At 70.3% G+C, this 16,658-nt stretch carries 13 protein-coding genes and 2 pseudogenes; 9 read left to right on the top strand and 6 right to left on the bottom strand.

Annotation, left to right across the window (positions count from 1 at the left end):
- Positions 1-49 precede the first annotated feature (49 nt).
- Positions 50-877: a M55 family metallopeptidase gene (locus IEZ00_RS13660; protein ID WP_189223593.1), complete on the top strand. Its 828-nt coding sequence runs from the start codon at positions 50-52 to the stop codon at positions 875-877.
- Complete coding sequence (locus IEZ00_RS13655; protein ID WP_189223592.1) at positions 870-2,156, top strand: M20/M25/M40 family metallo-hydrolase; 1,287 nt, start codon at positions 870-872, stop codon at positions 2,154-2,156. The genes IEZ00_RS13660 and IEZ00_RS13655 overlap by 8 nt, the downstream gene beginning before the upstream one ends.
- A 116-nt stretch (positions 2,157-2,272) precedes the next feature.
- On the opposite strand, the gene IEZ00_RS13650 is transcribed toward IEZ00_RS13655, so the two are convergent.
- A complete protein-coding gene (locus tag IEZ00_RS13650; RefSeq protein ID WP_189223591.1) occupies positions 2,273-3,124 on the bottom strand; it encodes a helix-turn-helix domain-containing protein in 852 nt (283 codons plus the stop codon).
- Positions 3,125-3,198: 74 nt separating this feature from the next.
- Here IEZ00_RS13650 and glyA point away from each other — a divergent pair, with 74 nt between their 5' ends.
- The gene (gene glyA, locus IEZ00_RS13645; protein WP_229795587.1) at positions 3,199-4,530 is read left to right on the top strand and encodes a serine hydroxymethyltransferase; all 1,332 of its coding nucleotides are present in this window, start codon (positions 3,199-3,201) and stop codon (positions 4,528-4,530) included.
- A gap of 157 nt (positions 4,531-4,687) precedes the next feature.
- Positions 4,688-5,749 carry a winged helix DNA-binding domain-containing protein gene (locus IEZ00_RS13640; protein ID WP_189223590.1) on the top strand — a complete coding sequence of 354 codons (1,062 nt, stop codon included), beginning with the start codon at positions 4,688-4,690 and terminating at the stop codon, positions 5,747-5,749.
- Positions 5,750-5,800: 51 nt separating this feature from the next.
- Here the strand turns inward: IEZ00_RS13640 and IEZ00_RS13635 are convergent, their stop codons facing one another.
- A complete protein-coding gene (locus tag IEZ00_RS13635; RefSeq protein WP_189223899.1) occupies positions 5,801-6,820 on the bottom strand; it encodes a helix-turn-helix transcriptional regulator in 1,020 nt (339 codons plus the stop codon).
- A gap of 90 nt (positions 6,821-6,910) precedes the next feature.
- Here IEZ00_RS13635 and IEZ00_RS13630 point away from each other — a divergent pair, with 90 nt between their 5' ends.
- Entirely contained in the window at positions 6,911-7,309 is a 399-nt protein-coding gene (locus tag IEZ00_RS13630) for a VOC family protein (RefSeq protein ID WP_189223589.1), read from the top strand.
- Between the two features lie 114 nt (positions 7,310-7,423).
- Here the strand turns inward: IEZ00_RS13630 and IEZ00_RS37760 are convergent, their stop codons facing one another.
- Positions 7,424-7,558, bottom strand: a complete 135-nt coding sequence (locus tag IEZ00_RS37760) for a hypothetical protein (protein ID WP_268248711.1) — start codon at positions 7,556-7,558, stop codon at positions 7,424-7,426.
- Between the two features lie 405 nt (positions 7,559-7,963).
- Between IEZ00_RS37760 and IEZ00_RS13625 the strand changes: the two genes are divergently transcribed.
- Entirely contained in the window at positions 7,964-11,941 is a 3,978-nt protein-coding gene (locus IEZ00_RS13625; RefSeq protein ID WP_189223588.1) for a tetratricopeptide repeat protein, read from the top strand.
- A gap of 429 nt (positions 11,942-12,370) precedes the next feature.
- Here IEZ00_RS13625 and IEZ00_RS13620 read toward each other — a convergent pair whose 3' ends face one another.
- On the bottom strand, positions 12,371-12,694 hold the full coding sequence (locus tag IEZ00_RS13620) for a transposase (protein ID WP_189223587.1): 324 nt from the start codon (positions 12,692-12,694) through the stop codon (positions 12,371-12,373).
- A gap of 257 nt (positions 12,695-12,951) precedes the next feature.
- Between IEZ00_RS13620 and IEZ00_RS13615 the strand changes: the two genes are divergently transcribed.
- From IEZ00_RS13615 to IEZ00_RS13605, 3 genes and pseudogenes are all read left to right on the top strand, one after another.
- Entirely contained in the window at positions 12,952-13,344 is a 393-nt protein-coding gene (locus IEZ00_RS13615; protein WP_189223586.1) for a hypothetical protein, read from the top strand.
- Between the two features lie 7 nt (positions 13,345-13,351).
- Positions 13,352-14,047 (top strand): annotated as a pseudogene (locus IEZ00_RS13610) (transposase family protein).
- Positions 14,048-14,113: 66 nt separating this feature from the next.
- Positions 14,114-14,548, top strand: coding sequence for a DUF2690 domain-containing protein (locus IEZ00_RS13605; RefSeq protein ID WP_189223585.1), 435 nt, complete (start codon positions 14,114-14,116; stop codon positions 14,546-14,548).
- Between the two features lie 596 nt (positions 14,549-15,144).
- Here the strand turns inward: IEZ00_RS13605 and IEZ00_RS38335 are convergent.
- A pseudogene (locus tag IEZ00_RS38335) lies at positions 15,145-15,477 on the bottom strand (IS30 family transposase); the annotation flags it as partial.
- Between the two features lie 639 nt (positions 15,478-16,116).
- Positions 16,117-16,320: a hypothetical protein gene (locus IEZ00_RS13595; RefSeq protein WP_189223583.1), complete on the bottom strand. Its 204-nt coding sequence runs from the start codon at positions 16,318-16,320 to the stop codon at positions 16,117-16,119.
- Positions 16,321-16,658: the final 338 nt, after the last annotated feature.

Here is a 16,658-nt window from a genome sequence, read left to right as displayed (position 1 = left end):
TATCGTGGTCTCCTAGTCAAGAATTTCCATAGCCCGATACGGTAGTCGTATGCGGATCTTGATCTCGGCGGACATGGAGGGGGCCACCGGTGTCACCTGGACCGCCGACGTGGTCCCCCAGACCGAGCAGTGGCAGCGCTTCCGACGGCTGTTCACCGGCGACGTCAACGCCTGCGTGGCCGGGCTGGTCGACGGCGGCGCGACCGATGTCCTGGTCAACGAGGCGCACTCCAGCCAGCGCAACCTGCTGCTGGAGGAGCTGGACACCCGCGCCAGGATGCTCACCGGCAGGCACAAGCCGCTGTCGATGATGCAGGGCGTGGACTCCGGCGTGGACGGCGTGGTGTTCCTCGGCTACCACGCGGGCGCGGGCGAGGAGGGCGTGCTCGCCCACACCTACCTGGAGAACTCCATCACCGGGGTGTGGCTGGACGGCCTGCCCGCCTGCGAGGGCAGGCTCAACGCCGCGCTGGCCGCCGAGCACGGCGTGCCGGTCCTGCTGGTCACCGGCGACGACCGCACCTGCGCCGACGCCCGCTCCTACGCTCCCGACGCGCGCTTGGTCGCGGTCAAGGAGTGCGTCAGCCGCTACGCCGCCATCTGCTCCCCGCCGGAGGTCACCGCGGGGCTCATCGCCGAGGCCGCGCGGGAGGGCATGGGTCGCGCCCGGCGGGGTACCCCGGCGACCGCGCCGCACCGCGTCGAGGTGGAGTTCGACGCCACCCACCTGGCCGCCGCCGCGGCGGTGGTGCCCACCGTGGAGCGGGTCGGCGCTCGGCGCGTCGGGTTCGACGCCGCGTCGATGACCCTGGCGATGCAGGCGTTCAAGGTGGTCACCGCCATCGCGGCGGGGGCGGTGGAAGGGATTTATGGCTGAGGACGTCGTCGACCTGTGCTCGGCGCTGCTGCGGTTCGACACCACCAACCGCGGCCGGGGCGACTCGGCGGGCGAGCGGGAGGCCGCCGAGTTCGTCGCCGGGCACCTGGAGGACCTGGGCATCACCGCGACGCTGCTGGAACCCGCGCCCCGGCGCACCAACGTGCTGGCGCGGGTGCCCGGTGAGGACCCGTCGCTGCCCGCCCTGCTGGTGCAGGCCCACTTGGACGTGGTGCCCGCAGACCCGACCGAGTGGAGCGTGCCGCCGTTCTCCGGCGTCGAGCGCGACGGCTACCTGTGGGGGCGCGGCGCGGTGGACATGAAGGACATGGTCGCCATGGTCCTGGCCGTGCTGGGCACCTGGTCCCGCGAGGGCCGCGGGCCCCGGCGCGACGTGGTGCTGGCGTTCGTGGCCGACGAGGAGGACCAGGGGGTGCTGGGCGCGCGCTGGCTGGTGGAGCACCACGCCGACTTCTTCGCGGGCTGCGCGGCGGCGATCAGCGAGTCCGGCGGCTACTCCTACCGCTTCGGCGACCGGCGGATCTACCCCGTGGCCACGGCCGAGCGCGGCACGTACCACCTGCGTCTGACCGCCCGCGGGCGGGCGGGGCACGGCTCCCGGCGCAACGACGACAACGCCGTGGTCAAGCTGATCGGGGCGCTGGGCAGGCTGGCCGCCCACCGGCACCCGGTGCGGCTGAGCCCCACCGTGCGGGCGTTCCTGGAGCGCACCGGCGCGGCGCTGGGCGTCGAGGTCGACCTCGACGACGTCGACGGCACGCTGGCCCGCCTGGGCCCGGTCGGCGCCCTGGCCGAGTCCACGGTGCGCAACAGCACCACCCCGACGGTGCTGCGGGCCGGGTACAAGGTCAACGTCATCCCCGGCACCGCGTCGGCGGAGGTGGACGTGCGGGCTCTGCCCGGCACCGCCGAGGAGCTGATGGCCACCGTGGACTCGCTGATCGGTCCGGACGTGGTGCGCGAGCAGCTGGAGGCGCAGCCGCCGGTGCAGGCCCCGATCGACTCGCCGTGGTTCGACGCCATGGCCGCGGCGCTGCGCGCGGAGGACCCGGAGGCGGTCGTGGTGCCCTACTGCATGGGCGGCGGCACCGACGCCAAGGCGTTCTCCGCGCTGGGCATCGACTGCTACGGCTTCTCGCCGCTGCTGCTGCCGCCCGGCTACGACTACCGCGCGATGGCGCACGGGGTGGACGAGCGGGTGCCGGTGGAGGGCCTGCGGTTCGGCACGCGCGTGCTGGACCGCTTTCTGTCCTCCTGAAGCCCCGCGGTGATCAGCGGGCGAAGTCGGGCAGCTCGGCGGAGAGCAGTTCTTCGGCGCCGTGCTCCAGCAGCTGGCACGCCCTCACCGCCAGCCGGTGAACCGCGACCGGGCCGTCACGGCCGCCGCGCCAGCCGCACCAGCTTCAGCGCCACGTGCAGCTCCAGCCGGGCCGCCCCGTCGGACAGGTCCCGACCGGTCAGCTCCGCGATGCGCCCCAACCGGTAGTACAGGCTGGTCCGGTGCAGGTGCAGCCGCGCCGCCGCGGCGCGGGCGTCGCACCCGGAGTCCAGGTAGGTCTCCAGCGTGGCCAGCAGCGTCGCGGACAGCCCGGCCAGCACCTCCCCCGGCGACGCGCCCAGCAGCAGCCGGTACGCGCCCAGCTCCGACCACCGCGCCACCCGCGGCAGCGCCGGGTCCAGCGCCGACAGCTCCGCCGCCGCGAGCGCCTGCTGGTAGGCCGCGCCCGCGCGGCCGGGCGGGTGCGGGTCGCTGACACCGACGTGACCGTCCAGCTCCGGCAACGCGGCACCCGCGGGCACCGTCCGCACCACTCGCGGCGACAGCGCCACGACCACCCGCACCGCAGCCCGCTCCCCCGACGGCACCTGCGCCGCCACCGCGGGCAGCTGCTCCTGCACCACTGCGGCCAGCGCGTCGGGCAGCTCGCCCAGCACCCACAGATAGCCCACCAGCACCCCGTCGTCCCGCAGCGGGAACCCCACGCGCGCCCGGAACCCCAGCGCCTCGTTGGACGGCACCCGCACCGGCCCGGTGGCGGTGGCGAGACCGTGCAGGTCCTGCCACGCCGCGACCTCCGGTGGCACCCGCCGGGCCAGGATCGCCCGCACCCGCGCCGGGTCCACCGAGTCGGTCTGCTCGCTGTGCCCGACCACCCGCCCCGACACGTCGTCCACCGACACACCGCACCCCACCGAGCGGGACAGCTCGTCCAGCAGCTCCTGCATTCCGACAACTGTAGGAACAAGTCCCTACCGCGCGCGGTCGCCCCGGCAGGCGCCGCACCCCTAACGTCCGCACCGTGACCAACAGCCGCCCAGTGACCAGCAGCCGCATCGCGCCGTGGGCCTCGGCAGGGGCGCAGCGCCGCCTGGCCGAGGTCGAAGCCACCGTGTCCGCCGACCTGACCGCGGCCGGGGTCGCCGACACCGTCCGCAAGGCGCTCGACGCCCACACCGCGCAGTTCGACGACGACGGCATCGTGCTCTACGCGGGTACCAACGTGCTCAGTCCCGCCGCCGCGGCGGCGCACCGCACCAGCGTGTCCAGCAGGCCCAGCATGGGCTGGCCGGGCGAGAAGTACCAGGTCGGCCTGGAGCACCTGGACACCCTGGAGGTGCTGGCCCCGCTGCTGGTGGCCGAGCTGGTGGAAGGCGCGCACGCCGAGGTGCGGCTGCAGAGCGCCACGCTGGCCAACCTCGCCGTCTACGCCGCCTTCGCCCGCCCCGGCGACACGATCGCCGTGCTGCCCGAGGCGGCGGGCGGCCACGCCAGCCACCACGCCCAAGGTGCGCCCGCCATCCGCGGCCTGACCGTGGTGGACCTGCCCTACGACCCGGAGTCGCTGGACATCGACTACGACCGGCTGCCCGCGTTCCTGCGCGCGCACCGGCCCCGGATCGTGGTCATCGGCGCCAGCCTCATGCTGTTCCCGCACGACGTGGCCGCGGCCCGCGCGGCGGCCGACGAGGTCGGCGCGGTGCTGCTCTACGACGCATCCCACGTGGCCGGACTGGTGGCGGGCAAGGTGTTCCAGCGCCCGCTGCACGAGGGCGCGCACGTGCTGACCTTCTCCACCTACAAGTCCTTCGGCGGCCCGTCCGGCGGCTGCGTGGTCACCCGCGACCCCGAACTGGCCCGGCGCGTGTCCGCCGTGGCCTATCCGGGGATGCTGGCCAACTACGACGCGGGCAGGCTCGGCGCGCTGGCCGTCACCGCGGCGGAGCTGGCCGAGTGGGGCGGCGCCTACGCCACCGACTGCGTCACCAACGCCCAGGCGCTCGCCCAAGCCCTGCACGACAACGGCTTCCGGCTCGCCCGCCGCGACGCGGAGTTCACCCGCTCCCACCACGTGGCCGTCGACGCCGCGCCGTTGGGCGGCGGTGACGCGGCGGCGGTGCTGCTCGGCGAGGCGGGCATCTACCTCAGCGGCATCGGCCTGCCCTGGCAGCACCCCGACGAGGGCCTGCGCGGGCTGCGCATCGGCACCCAGGAGATCACCCGGCGGGGTTTCCTGCCCGCCGACCAGCAGGCCATCGCGGTGCTGATGCGACGAGCCCTGCTCGACCGCGAACCCCCGCACCGCGTCCGGGCCGACGCCGTCGCCCTGCGCCGCGAAGTCGACGCCCGCTGACCCCACCGCGCCAGCGAGTACTACCCGACAGGGCCGGGAGGCCGGTAACCACTACCCGACGTGGGCGAACGTTCAGTTCGCGATGTCCGGAGGTTCGACTCGCCGGGAAGGCAGATCCAGGACCGAACCTGTCCGCGATCACGCCTAGCGTGCGGTCGTGATCACCACCCGCGCGCTCAACCGGGCCACCCTGCACCGCCAACTGCTGCTCGACCGGGCCGACCTGCCGGTGACCGACGCGGTGGAGCACCTGGTCGGGATGCAGGCCCAGGAACCGATGGCGCCCTACTACGGCTTGTGGTCCCGACTGCGCGACTTCCACCCGCACCACCTGGCAGAGCTGCTCACCACCCGCCAGGTGGTGCGAGCCCCGCTGCACCGCGTCACGATCCACCTGGTCACCGCCGCCGACCACGGCCGTGTCGAACCGGCGCTGCGCCCGTTGGTGCGCCGCCGGTTCGCCTCATCGCCGTTCCGCTCCGCGCTCGACGGACTGGACCCCGTCCGGTTCGGCGAGCAGGTGGCCGCGCTGGTCGCCGAGGGCCCGCTCACCCGGCGCGAACTGGGCGACGCACTCGCCCCGCACTGGCCGGGGACCATCCCGCAAGCCCTCGGCCAGGCCGCCACCTACCTGGTGCCCGTGGTGCAGGTCCCGCCGCGCGGGGTGTGGGGCAGCTCGGGCCAGGCCCGCTGGACCACCGCCTCCCACTGGCTGGGCGAGTCGGGCGAGCACGCCGACCCCGCCGGTCTGGTCCGCCGCTACCTGGCCGCGTTCGGCCCCGCCACGGTCGGGGACGTGCGGGCGTGGTCCGGGCTGAGCGGCCTGCGGCCCGTGATCGAGGCGATGGAACTGCGGGTGCTGCGCGACGAGCACGGCCGCGAACTGCTCGACCTGCCCGAGGCCGAGTTGCCCGACCCCGACACCCCAGCGCCGGTGCGCTTCCTGCCCGAGTTCGACAACCTCCTGCTCGGCCACGACGACCGCACGCGCGTGATCTCCGAGGAGGACTACCGGCGCGGCATCGTCGTGGGCGGCAAGCCGACCGTCCTGGTCGACGGCTTCGTCCACGGCACATGGCGGCTCACACCCGACGGGCTGCGGGTCGAGCTGTTCCGACCGCTGACCCGCGACCAGCGCCAGGACCTGCTCGACGAAGGCGCGGACCTGCTGGCCGTCACGGGCGTCGGTGGAGAGGTACGGATCGGCCTTCCGCGGTGAGACCGGCCGGTGGCCTCGCGGATCAACGCCAACCGGAAGGTGGTCTTGCCACTACCCGTCGAGTTGCGGGCCCGCGCGGGACGGACGCCTCCGGGCCGAGTGCGCGAGCCGGTCGGCCAGCGCCCCGACGAGGTCACGGAGCTCGTCGGGGCGTTCGATCAGGAACGGCAGGTCCAACGACGCGAGCACACCGGGCAGCCAGTCGAGCCGTTCCACCCGCAATTCGACGCGGGACCAGCGCGTGCTGTCCGAGCCCGCTCGGTCCACCGACGGCGCTTCCGTCACGGTCGCGATTCCGGCGGGGAGCCGCGTGTGGATCTGCTCGGCGGTGCCCCGGACCCGCAGCACCACCTCGTGCCGGTACGGAGTGGTGGCGAGTCCTGTGAGGACTCGCTTCACCGGATCGGGCCCGTCGGGCGGGTCGAACGAGCCGGGCAGGGCCCTCGCACTGGCGATGCGGTCCAGTCGGAACGTCCGGTCCTCGCCGATCGCGGGATCGACGCCCGTCACGTACCACCTGCCCGAGTGGGTGACCAGTCCGTACGGGTGCAAGGTGCGTTCACTGCGCCTGCCATCCGCGGCGGTGTACCGAATCGAGATCGGCCGGTGGTGGCTGACCGCGTCGGCGATCGAGAGCAGGACCGCCGACTCAGGGGCGGTCGGCTCACCGGCTGGAGCGGTGAAGGCGAGGGAGCCCAGCACGGCGTCGAGTCTGCGGCCGAGCCGCTCAGGCAGCACCCTCCGGATCTTCGCCGCTGCCGTCTCCCCCGCCGTACCCGTGCCCGTCATCAAACCGGCTCGCCGTCCTGCCACCAAGCCGAGCAGCACGGCGAGCGCTTCGTCGTCGTTGAGCATGAGCGGAGGCATGCGATAGCCGGGGGCGAGCCGGTAGCCGCCGTAGCGGCCGCGCACCGACTCGACGGGCACGTCGAGGTCGACGAGGTGGTTGACGTAACGCCGCACTGTGCGCTCGTCCACGCCGAGCCGGTCGGCGAGTTCGGCCACGGTGCGAACGCCTCCTGACTGCAGGAGCTCCAGCAGGGTGAGCACGCGAGCAGTGGGCTGGGGCACATCCGGAAGTCTCCCACCAATACCGGGCGGATTCTGCCCGGTATTGGTCATAGCGTGCGTTCAGCAGCACCGACCGACCAAGGAGAATCCGTGCACTTCGTCTCGACCCGCGTCATCACCGGCGACGTCGCCCGCCTCGTCGACTTCTACGAACGCGCCACCGGGGTGCGGGCGAGCTGGGCCAACGAGGACTTCGCCGAGCTCAGGACGGCCTCGGCCACCCTCGCGATCGGCAGCACCCGCACCGTTCCCCTGTTCGCGCCCGGCTCCGCCCACCCGGCGGACAACCGCAGCGTGATCATCGAGTTCCTCGTCGACGACGTGGACGCCCTGTACCAGAACCTGACCGGCTTCGTGGAGGAGTTCGTCAACGAACCCACCACGATGCCCTGGGGCAACCGCGCCCTCCTGCTCCGCGACCCCGACGGCAACCTCGTCAACTTCTTCACCCCCGTCACCCCCGCCGCCATCGAGAAGATCGCCCGCTGACAAGGCCGCGCCCAGCCCGCGACGCTGTCCGGTCACGGGTTCGGCGCGCAACCGGCCCACCTCGGCCAAGGCGCGGTCCAACCGCGCTTCGGCCCGTTCCGCGCGGGCCAGCGTCTACGCCCGCCCCTCCTCCAAGGCGGCCAGGCGCTCCCGTGCGGACCGCTCCACCCGGTCGAGCCGGTCCTGGTGATCGCGCCACAGTTCGGCCAGCTCGGCGCGGGTGTGGTCGAGTTCGGTGCGGGCGTCCACCGCGATCTGCTCGGTCCGCTCTTCGCAGTCCGAGCCCGCACCGCTGCTTCGGTCTCCGCGCGGAGACCCGCCCCCGCTCCACCGGGGCAGCGGCCTCGGCCTTGGCGCGGTCGACTTCCACCCGCGCATCCGCGCGGGCTTGGTCGATCGGAACCTGGACCTCGGCGCGGGCTGATCCGCTTCCTGCGCGCTTGCTCGGTGTGACACCTGTTCGTCCGGTGAACGTGGTGGCCCGACTTTTGCGATGTCAGGACCAGCGGATGGGTGAATCCTGGCGTTTCACGTCAGCGGACGAGTACTCCGAGCCGGGTGCAGGAAAGGTGAACCCGTGGCGAGATCCGATGGTGCAGGGAACCTGGAGAGCTCGATCATGCCTGCCACGCTCGCACGACGGTCGGTCGACCGATGACTGCGGGGTTCGGCCCTTCGGCACACGACGTGGTCAACCTGGTGTCCGGCGTGGTGTCCGGCGCCCTGGTGCAGGCAGGAACGGTCGAGGGCGGGATACACATCCATCACCACGCCGGGACCCGCCACCACGTCCTCGAGGAACTACAAGTCCCCGGCACACCCGACGTTGACTGGCTGATGGAGCAGCCCAGTCGTCTGCTGGACGCCCGCAGTCGTGTCGTGCCGTTCCTCGGTCGGGACGCGGAACTGCGCCGCCTCCGGCAGTGGCGGGACCAGCCGGAGAGCCGGTTGTCGGTACTGTTGCTGCACGGGCCGGGCGGGCAGGGCAAGACCAGGTTGGCCGCGGAGTTCGCCGAGCAGTCCCGGAACGACCAGGCGACGGCGTCCCGCCGATGGCGTGTCCTCCAAGCAGGTTTCCACGGCACGTCGACCGTCATGGCGCCGGGTGGTCCGGTCGACCGGACAGGTCACGGCACGGACGGCGTGCTGCTGATCGTCGACTACGCCGATCGATGGGCGCACAGCGAACTGGAACACCTGCTCTCCGATCCGGTGCTCCACCAGTCGCCCTGCACCCGTGTTCTCCTGATCGGACGGACGGTCCGGTGGTTCGCCGCGCTGCGAGGTGAACTCGCCGACCGTGGTGCCGGGGTCGACGACCTCCGGTTGCCGTCGCTGGAGTCAGACCGGCTCGCGATGTTCATCGCCGCGCGCAACCGGTACGGCGAGGCCGACCTGTACGACGTTCCCGACGTGACGGCCGTGGGGCCGCCCGACGCGCTCGACCACCGCGACTTCGGGCTGACGCTCACCGTCCACATGGCGGCTCTGGTCGCGGTGGACGCGCACTGCCGCGGCCTCCGTCCGCCGGGCGGGCCGCACGAGCTGTCCGCCTACCTCCTGGACCGCGAGTACCGGGCCTGGCAGCGGTTGTCCGATGCGGGCGGCCACGGTCAGGACTTCCGGACGCGACCTGCCGTCATGGCCAAAGCGGTGTTCATCGCGACGCTCACCGGCGCGGTCCGGCACGCGGTCGGGACCTGGGTGCTGCGGGCGGTGGACCTGCCCGACCATCCCGAGCACATCCTGGTCGACCACCGCTTCTGCTACCCGCCGGTGGACAACGCGCTCGTCCTGGAGCCCCTCTACCCCGATCGTCTCGCCGAGGACTTCCTCGGTCTGCTCGTACCGGGCCACGACGTCAACGCCTACGACCCCGATCCCTGGACCTTCGACGTCCCCTCCGTCCTGTTGACCGCGACGGACGGGGTCCGGTCTGACATCGCCGCCCGTGCGATCACGTTCCTCGCCGCCGCCGCCGTCCGCTGGCCGCACGTCGGCCGCGACGTGCTCTACCCGTTGTTGCGCGCCGATCCCCGGCTCGCGGTCGAGGCCGGCAGCGCCGCCCTGACCGCCGTCGCCGGCATCGGCGAGATTCCCGACGACGTGGTCCTGTCCATCTGGCGGCACCTCCCCTCGGGGCGGCACGTCGATCTCGACCTCGGCGCCGCGGCGATCTCCGGTGTCGTGGTGGCCCGGCTGGGGGCCTCCCTCCCCGATGGGGTCAGGGCGGGACTGCTCGCCGGCCACAGCTGGCGGCTCGCCGCCGTCGGCCGGTTCGACGAAGCGCTCGATCAGGCCGAACAGTCGGTCGCCCTGCTGGGCGAACCATTCCGACGACACCGCGCGGTCCACCTCGAAGACATGGTCGGATCGTTGGACAGCCTCGCCATCCGGTTGGCTGAGGTCGGGCGCAGGCAGGACGCGCTCGACGCCGCCAGCCGCGCGGCCGAGCTATGCGAGGAGTTGGCCGGGACCGATCACACCGCCCACCTCCCGCGACTCGTACGGACGGTGGGCAGCCTGGCGTGCAGGCTGGCGGAGGCCGGACAGCCGGAGAAGGCGCTGGAGATGTTCCGCCGTGTGGTCGGGCTGAACGAGAACCTGGTTGCGGACGGCCGCAGGAAGCACCTCTACGGCCTAGCGATGTCGGTGAGCAACTTGGCCACTGCGGCAGCCGAAGTCGGAGAAGCCGAGGAGTCCCTTGGGGCGTCGTTCCGTGCCGTCGCCCTGTTCACGGAACTGGTCGGGCACGACCGCGCCCGGAACCTGCCCGATTTGGCGCTGGCGACGCACAACCACGCAGGCCGGTTGGCCCACGCCGGACGACCCCAGGACGCGTTGGAGGCGACCCGCCGCGCCGTGGAGCTGAGCGAGGAACTGGTGGCCGCCAATCGCGCTGCGCACCTCCGGTACCTCACGATGTCGGTCGGCGGGCACGCGGCGCGGCTGGCGGAGGCAGGGCAGCTCCAAGATGCCCTGGATGCCTCCTACCGTGCTGTGGCGTTGGGCGAGGAGTTGGTCGCGGCGAACCGCGGGGAGCTGGTGCTGTTCGCCCCGTCGGTGCGAAACCACGCGAATCTGCTGACTGGAGCGGGCAGGACGCAGGAGGCATTGGCGGCATCCACCCGCGCTGTCGGGCTGTTCGAGGAGCTTGCCGAAACCAGTCCGATCGCTTACCTGCCCCAGCTCGCGGCGTGCACGGCGACCTGTGCGGCCCGATTGGCGTCTAGCGGATCGTTGGTGGAGGCCCTCGGCTACTCGCGGCGTACGGTCGACCTGTACGAGAAACTGGCCGAACACGCCCCCACGCCCCACCTGGGGGCAGCACTCGGTAACCATGCCGTCCGGTTGGCGGCCGTAGGGCGTCGGTCCGAAGCGCTGTCGCTGTCCCAACGGGCTGTCGACTTGTTGACGGAACTGGCCCGATCCGACCGGGACACGCACCTTCCTCAACTGGCGGGTGTCCTGCTGGCCCACGCGACCCGGCTGGTCGAGGCCGGTCGGCGGGCAGAGGCCCTGGAGGTCTCCCACCACGCCATCCGCCTGCACGAGGAACTGGCCGAGCAGGACCGCGCCACGCATCTGGCGGATCTTGCGATGGCGATCACCAATCGCGCAGCGCTGTTGGTGGACCTCGGCCGGCCGGCGGATGCTCTCATCCACTCCCAGCGGGCCGTCGGCCTGCACGAGGAACTGGCCGCCGACAACCGCGCCGCCTACCTGCCGGGTCTGGCGTTGTCACTGGCCAACCACGCCGTCGCGCTGCGGGGCACCGCACGGCTGCCTGCTGCGGTGACCGCCTCCGGGCGGGCGGTCGCCTGCTATGACGAGGCGGCCCGGACCAACCGGGCCGCCCATCTGCCCGAGCTGGCCACGGCGTTGCAGAACCACGCCGTCAACCTGGCGGAGAGCGGGCACCCGGCGGTTGCCCTGCGCCATTCCGCGCGAGCCATCGACTACCTCGGTGAGCTGGTCGAGACGAACCGCCCCGCCTACCTGGCGAAGCTCGCCGGAATGGTGAACAACCATGCGGGCTTTCTCACCGCAGCCGGACGGAAAGCTGACGCCCTGGCCTGCTATACGAGGGCTGTCGAGTACTTCAGTGAAATGATAGAGGCCGATTCGGCCAACCTCCCCTATTACGCGATGATCCTCGAGAATCACGTGACCAGGTTGGCCGAGGCCGAGCTGTGGCCTGAAACTCTCGTGTACTCGGCACGTCTCATCGAAGTTCTCGAGGTGTTGACCACCCACGATCGTGCTACCCACCTCCCGCGATTGGCGGGGACCGTGTACATCCACGCCCTGCGTCTGGTCGGGACGGACCGGAATCGCGAAGTCATCGGGTTCCTCGGACGTGCGGTCGAGTACTTCGACGAGCTGGCCGAAACCGATCACGGGACGTTCCGCCCTCTTCTGGCACTCGCGCTGATGAGGTTCGCGGCGGCACTGGTGGGCCAGGCCACGGACCCCGGAAGGGCGATGCAGGCGGTGGCGCGGTCGGTCGTGCTCTATCGCGAACTGGCCGAGGTGGACCCCGCGAAGCACAGCGCCGCACTGCGCGAGGCGATCGACCTTCTGATGATCGTGCGCGAACGCACCGGCGTCGGCGGCAGCGGTCGACGCTAGGGGCGCGTCTTGGGGGTTGGCCCGGTAATCGATTGGTTGGTGAGGCCGTTGCCGATGGGAGGATAGCCGGAAGCTTCAGTGGGTCACCAGGACCGCGAAGGAGCCGGTGCGGTTGCGGCGGGTGATCGTGGTGTTGATGTCCGGCCAGGGCCGGGCGGTCCGGGACATCACCTCGTTGATGCAGGTGAACGAGGACTACATGCGTGACGTGATCCACGCGTTCAACCAGACCGGCGGAGTTGGTCGTCTGTCGTCTGCGATACGCACCCGATTACTGCTGACAGCACCCTGCCCGGTGCTCCTCGATGTCGACTGCGCCGCGGTGGCGCGACGAGACGGCTGGCGGCATTCGTGGGCGGCCGGGTGGCACCGACCGTCCACCGTCAGAGCGGGAACGTGCTTTGGTCGATTTCGCTGAGGTCCCACGTGTCATTCCGCGCAGGTTCTCCGGCCGCCGGAACCAGCTGTGCCGGGAATGTGGACGCCAGGAATCGAGTTCCTTCGAGTACCGCCAGGGCGAACCTGCGTGCCGTGGGGCCGCAGTCGGCGCAGTCCCTCGGACTCGCTGGTCGTGGGCCGGTCGTCGCGCTCGCCGCGGTCGGCCTCGTCCGGTCGGATCCAGTTGCGCAGTGCTTCGTGATGCACGCCGAGCTGCTCGGCCAGCCGTCGGATCACCGGCTTGGGATCCGGCTCCCGATACAGCCGGACCGCGCGAGCCCTCAACTCGTCGGGGTACTTCTTCGGTGCTGCCACGGACGACTCCCTTCAGGCCCTATCGGACCATGCTTGGAAGTCTCCGAGCTACCGGGGAACCTCACGGTGACCACCGAATGGAAACGTGATCACTACCGAGGAGCCATTGTGGCGTCTGTGGCAATGGAAGGTCATCCTTCCGATCGAGCGACAGTCGTGCACGTCTCGGCAAGGATGTCGGGACCGGTCCCTGATGCCTGGAGGTACGTTCAACGCGATCGATAAAAGCTGTACCTGAACAGACGAGGGAGTTTGTCATGAACTTCTCGAGGTTCGCTGTAAGCGGGGCCATGTGCGCCATGCTCCTCGGCTTCGGAACTGTCACCGCGACGCAGGCTGCCGCCACTGAACCCTCCGTAGAAGCGCCACAAGTGGCGGCCCAGAAGGTTCCGGGCTGGGAGGTCTACTACGAGAACTGGTTCTACTCGGTAGCCAGTTGCGAGGCGCGCGGCAACGCCATCGTCAACCCCTCGAGCTCCGGGCACATTCCTGGCGCTCTCGACTACGACTGTTGGCGGGGCTGGGGTGATACGCGGTGGTCGATGAGCATCCTCTGGTGCGACTGTCGGCTGAGCATGGGCGACACGAGGCGGTCGATGGGCATTCTCTATGGGGTGTCACGCAACTCGGTGACCGATCAGCTGGGATGACGTGACCGTGCAGGTGAGCTCGGCGTCCAGGTCGGAGTGGATCGCATCCTCACCGGCTTGCAGCCAGGACAGTTCCGCCTGGCCGACCGGGTACTGCTGATGGCCACCTACTAGCGCACTAACCTGACCATGCGCCAACTCGGGCCGCTGTTCGGCGTCTCCCACGCCACGGCCTACCAGGTCATCGACACCCTCGCCCGCTGCTCGCGCTGGCCCTGCTCCGGTGCCGTCGCGTTGACCAGGTCATCATCGACGGCACCCTGGTGCCCACCCGCGACCACCGCCTGGCTGGCCGGTCGAAGAACTACCGGTACTCCACGAACCTGCCGGTGGCCATCGACGCCGACACCCGCATGGTCATCACCACCGGGAAACCGAAGCCGGGCAACCGCAACGACTGCACCGTCCATCGCGACTCCGGCATCGCCGACACACCCGCGGGCCAACCCGTCATGGCCGACGGCGGCCACCTGGGCAACCCGAAGTGATCATGCCCTATCGCAAACCACGCGACGGCAGCCAACTCGCCGACTGGCAGGAAGACCTCAGCACCATCCGCCGGTCAATCCGAGCCCACGCCGAACATGCCCTGGCCCGCATGAAGAACTGGAACATCCTGCGCGACTACCGCCGCGCCGCCCGCACCCTGCACGACACCGCCTCCGGAATCGCCCATCTCCACAACCTCACCCTCACCGGCTGACCGGGAAGCGCTCGGCCCTCAGCACAAGACGAGTTACGTGACATCCCTTAGTGGAAGGAAATTTTGATGCGTAAACTTTTTGGCGCTCTGACGCTCGCCGGTGCGACACTGGCTGCATTGGCGTCCACTCCCTCGGCCTCCGCGGAAAACGACGGTCACCTGCCCATTGGGGCTGCGGCCACCTGCTATGCGTCCTCCTGCACGGGACAGTGGCCGGACAAGACCGGGTGCGCTTCCGATGCCATCACCGCCAAGAGCAAGACGATCTCAGGCAGGGTGATCGAGCTGCGCTACAGCCCGACCTGTCGAGCGGCGTGGGGGCGCATCCGCAACGGCGTCGGCGGCGACTATGTGTCCGTCCATAGCAGCAGCGGAACTGAGTACTGGAAGGCGATCCCCATCGGTTCCACCACCACATTCACCGGCATGGTCAACGACGCAGGCCTGTTCGCCTACGCCTGCACGCCGGTTGGTGGCGGGACCTGCACAGGAACTTATTAGCAGAGCCCTGGCAGGGGACCGTCACGCGCTCGCCGAGGTGGCCACGCCCCCGCTTGGTCCGGGTTCTAGTAGATCGTCGCCGTCGGCGGAGCACCTGATCCAGGCTGCTCCGCCGACGGCTTCAGCAGCGGATCGTCGGAGCATCAGAAGGTCGAGGCACGGGTGGCGGCCTAACTGGTTCGGCCAGTTACCTCACACGGTCGGACGCAGGTCGAACCGTTCGACGTGAGGGATCGCAGGGAAGACCTCCGACAGTTGCCGAGGCGAGTCACGGGTGAGTTCAAGGAACTACGTCGGCACCTGGACGCCCACCAGGAGCGTCATCATCGCGTTGTTCGCACTCTCCCGAGAGGCTTCGTGGTACCGGAACGCGGGGAACTGAACCAGTGCGGGGCGAGGGCATCGACGGATCATAGACCCTGTAACCAGTGCCGCTGTCCGCGCTGGATGGGAGGTTCCCGGTCCACGCCCGGCGAACCCGGCCCATCCCATGAGCCCAACGGACCCACGCCCGTGATGTCGGACTCCGCAACTTCCAATAACCGAGGTTCCCAACAAAACCGCCGAATCACCTGGTCAGCGACCTGTTGGCGAGTTTAGGCGGTGGAAGCATCCGCTTCGAGGAGTTCGGTGGATACCTCGCTGGGTTTTCTCCAGTCGTGGATCTTACGAGTCGGTCGTTGATCTCGGCGGCGATGGCGGCGAGGTAGCGGGTCGGAGGGGATGTCGACGCCCGTGGGCAGGAACTCGCGCACGATGCGGTTGAGGTTCTCGTTGCTGCCGCGTTCCCAGGGTGAGTGCGGGTGGGCGAAGTACACCGGCAGTCCGGTGGCGGCCACCTGCTTGTGCAGGGCCATATCAGAGCCGCAGTCCCAGGTCAACGACCGTTTGATCGAGGATGGGAGATCGCCGACGGCCGCGCGCATCGCGGCGTCGTGCTGTCCGCTCGCCCGCAGTGTCCGCGTCAGTTGCGGCTGCAGGCTGGCGGCCTGGCGGAGGTAGCCGTCCGCCTGCAGGTCGGCCATTACCGACTTGTACCGCTGGGCGGTCCGCGCGTCGGACTTCGACAGCTTGTCGGCTTCGGCGAGCCGGTCGCGCAGCGCACTGTGGGCGGCATTCGAGTTCGTCGGCGGCAAGCTCGCCGCGCAGCTCCTGGGCGTTGGTGAATGTTCGGTCGGTCGACAGGTTTTCGCAGGTCACCAGCAGACTGCGCCAGGCTGTGTCGACCTGGGAGGCATCGACCATCGTCCTGCCCAGCATGGCGTGCACGGTCTGCGGGTCCCGTCCGCCCGGCTGGAGGTCGAACGCCATCACCCGCAGCACCGAACAGAATGCGCGAAGATCCTCGCGCGATCTCCGAGCCGACCTGCTGTCGCCACAGTCGTCGTACGTGCCCGGTGAAGACCGCCAGCGCCGTCCGCTCGCCCGCGCTGTTGGCCAGTTGCTCCTCGCCGGAGGAAGGGGGGCACCGTCGCGAGCCGGTTGACCACGGTCACCAGGTGGCGACGGACCGGTTCGGGAGCATCCGTGTCGGTCGCGATCACGATGTGGTCGATCGTCGGGTTCCACTACTCCCGTTCCGTTCCCGATTCCGCTGCCGCGCCAGGCGGTTTCCGACGGAACATCCGAACCGCCTGCTCGAGCGCCTGTCCCAGCGGGGACTTCTCTGTCCGGCCGAGCTTGAGGCCTTTCTTCACCTGTACGGCGATGAACCCCTCGTTGTCCGTGAAGGCCACGATGTCGTCGACGGGATAACCGGCCTGCAAGCCCACATGGGTGAGCCGGCCCGCGGTGCGCGGCCATGGCCGCGTGGCACTCCGCGAACCCAGGCGGTCGCACCCGGCCAGGCCGTCACCCGCGACGCGGACCCGCCGGGGCAACGACCTTGGACGTCTGCCTCTGCCGGGACTCGGCGAGAAGAAGGCTGTGATAGGTCCATCAAAGGACACCACCACCTTTCGTCACGGTGACGACCTCCTAGTCCTGCGACGGCACCCGTCCGGCCCACACCATCATCGAGATTCGCTTTAGCACACGTTGCCGACATAATGTCACTTATCTCGGCAACATCGCCAGGCGAGTTCTCGTTTCCGGAAACAGTGGCGTGTTG

Source organism: Saccharothrix coeruleofusca (assembly GCF_014648515.1).
Taxonomy (GTDB): Bacteria; Actinomycetota; Actinomycetes; order Mycobacteriales; family Pseudonocardiaceae; genus Actinosynnema; species Actinosynnema coeruleofuscum.
Note: the sequence above shows the minus strand (reverse complement) of the source record. Positions and strands in the feature narration are given on the sequence as shown.

Coding starts and splice junctions, on each gene's coding strand:
- IEZ00_RS13660 (WP_189223593.1), top strand. CDS start 50: ATGCGGATCTTGATCTCGGCGGACATGGAGGGGGCCACCGGTGTCACC.
- IEZ00_RS13655 (WP_189223592.1), top strand. CDS start 870: ATGGCTGAGGACGTCGTCGACCTGTGCTCGGCGCTGCTGCGGTTCGAC.
- IEZ00_RS13650 (WP_189223591.1), bottom strand. CDS start 3,124: ATGCAGGAGCTGCTGGACGAGCTGTCCCGCTCGGTGGGGTGCGGTGTG.
- IEZ00_RS13625 (WP_189223588.1), top strand. CDS start 7,964: ATGACTGCGGGGTTCGGCCCTTCGGCACACGACGTGGTCAACCTGGTG.
- IEZ00_RS13615 (WP_189223586.1), top strand. CDS start 12,952: ATGAACTTCTCGAGGTTCGCTGTAAGCGGGGCCATGTGCGCCATGCTC.
- IEZ00_RS13605 (WP_189223585.1), top strand. CDS start 14,114: ATGCGTAAACTTTTTGGCGCTCTGACGCTCGCCGGTGCGACACTGGCT.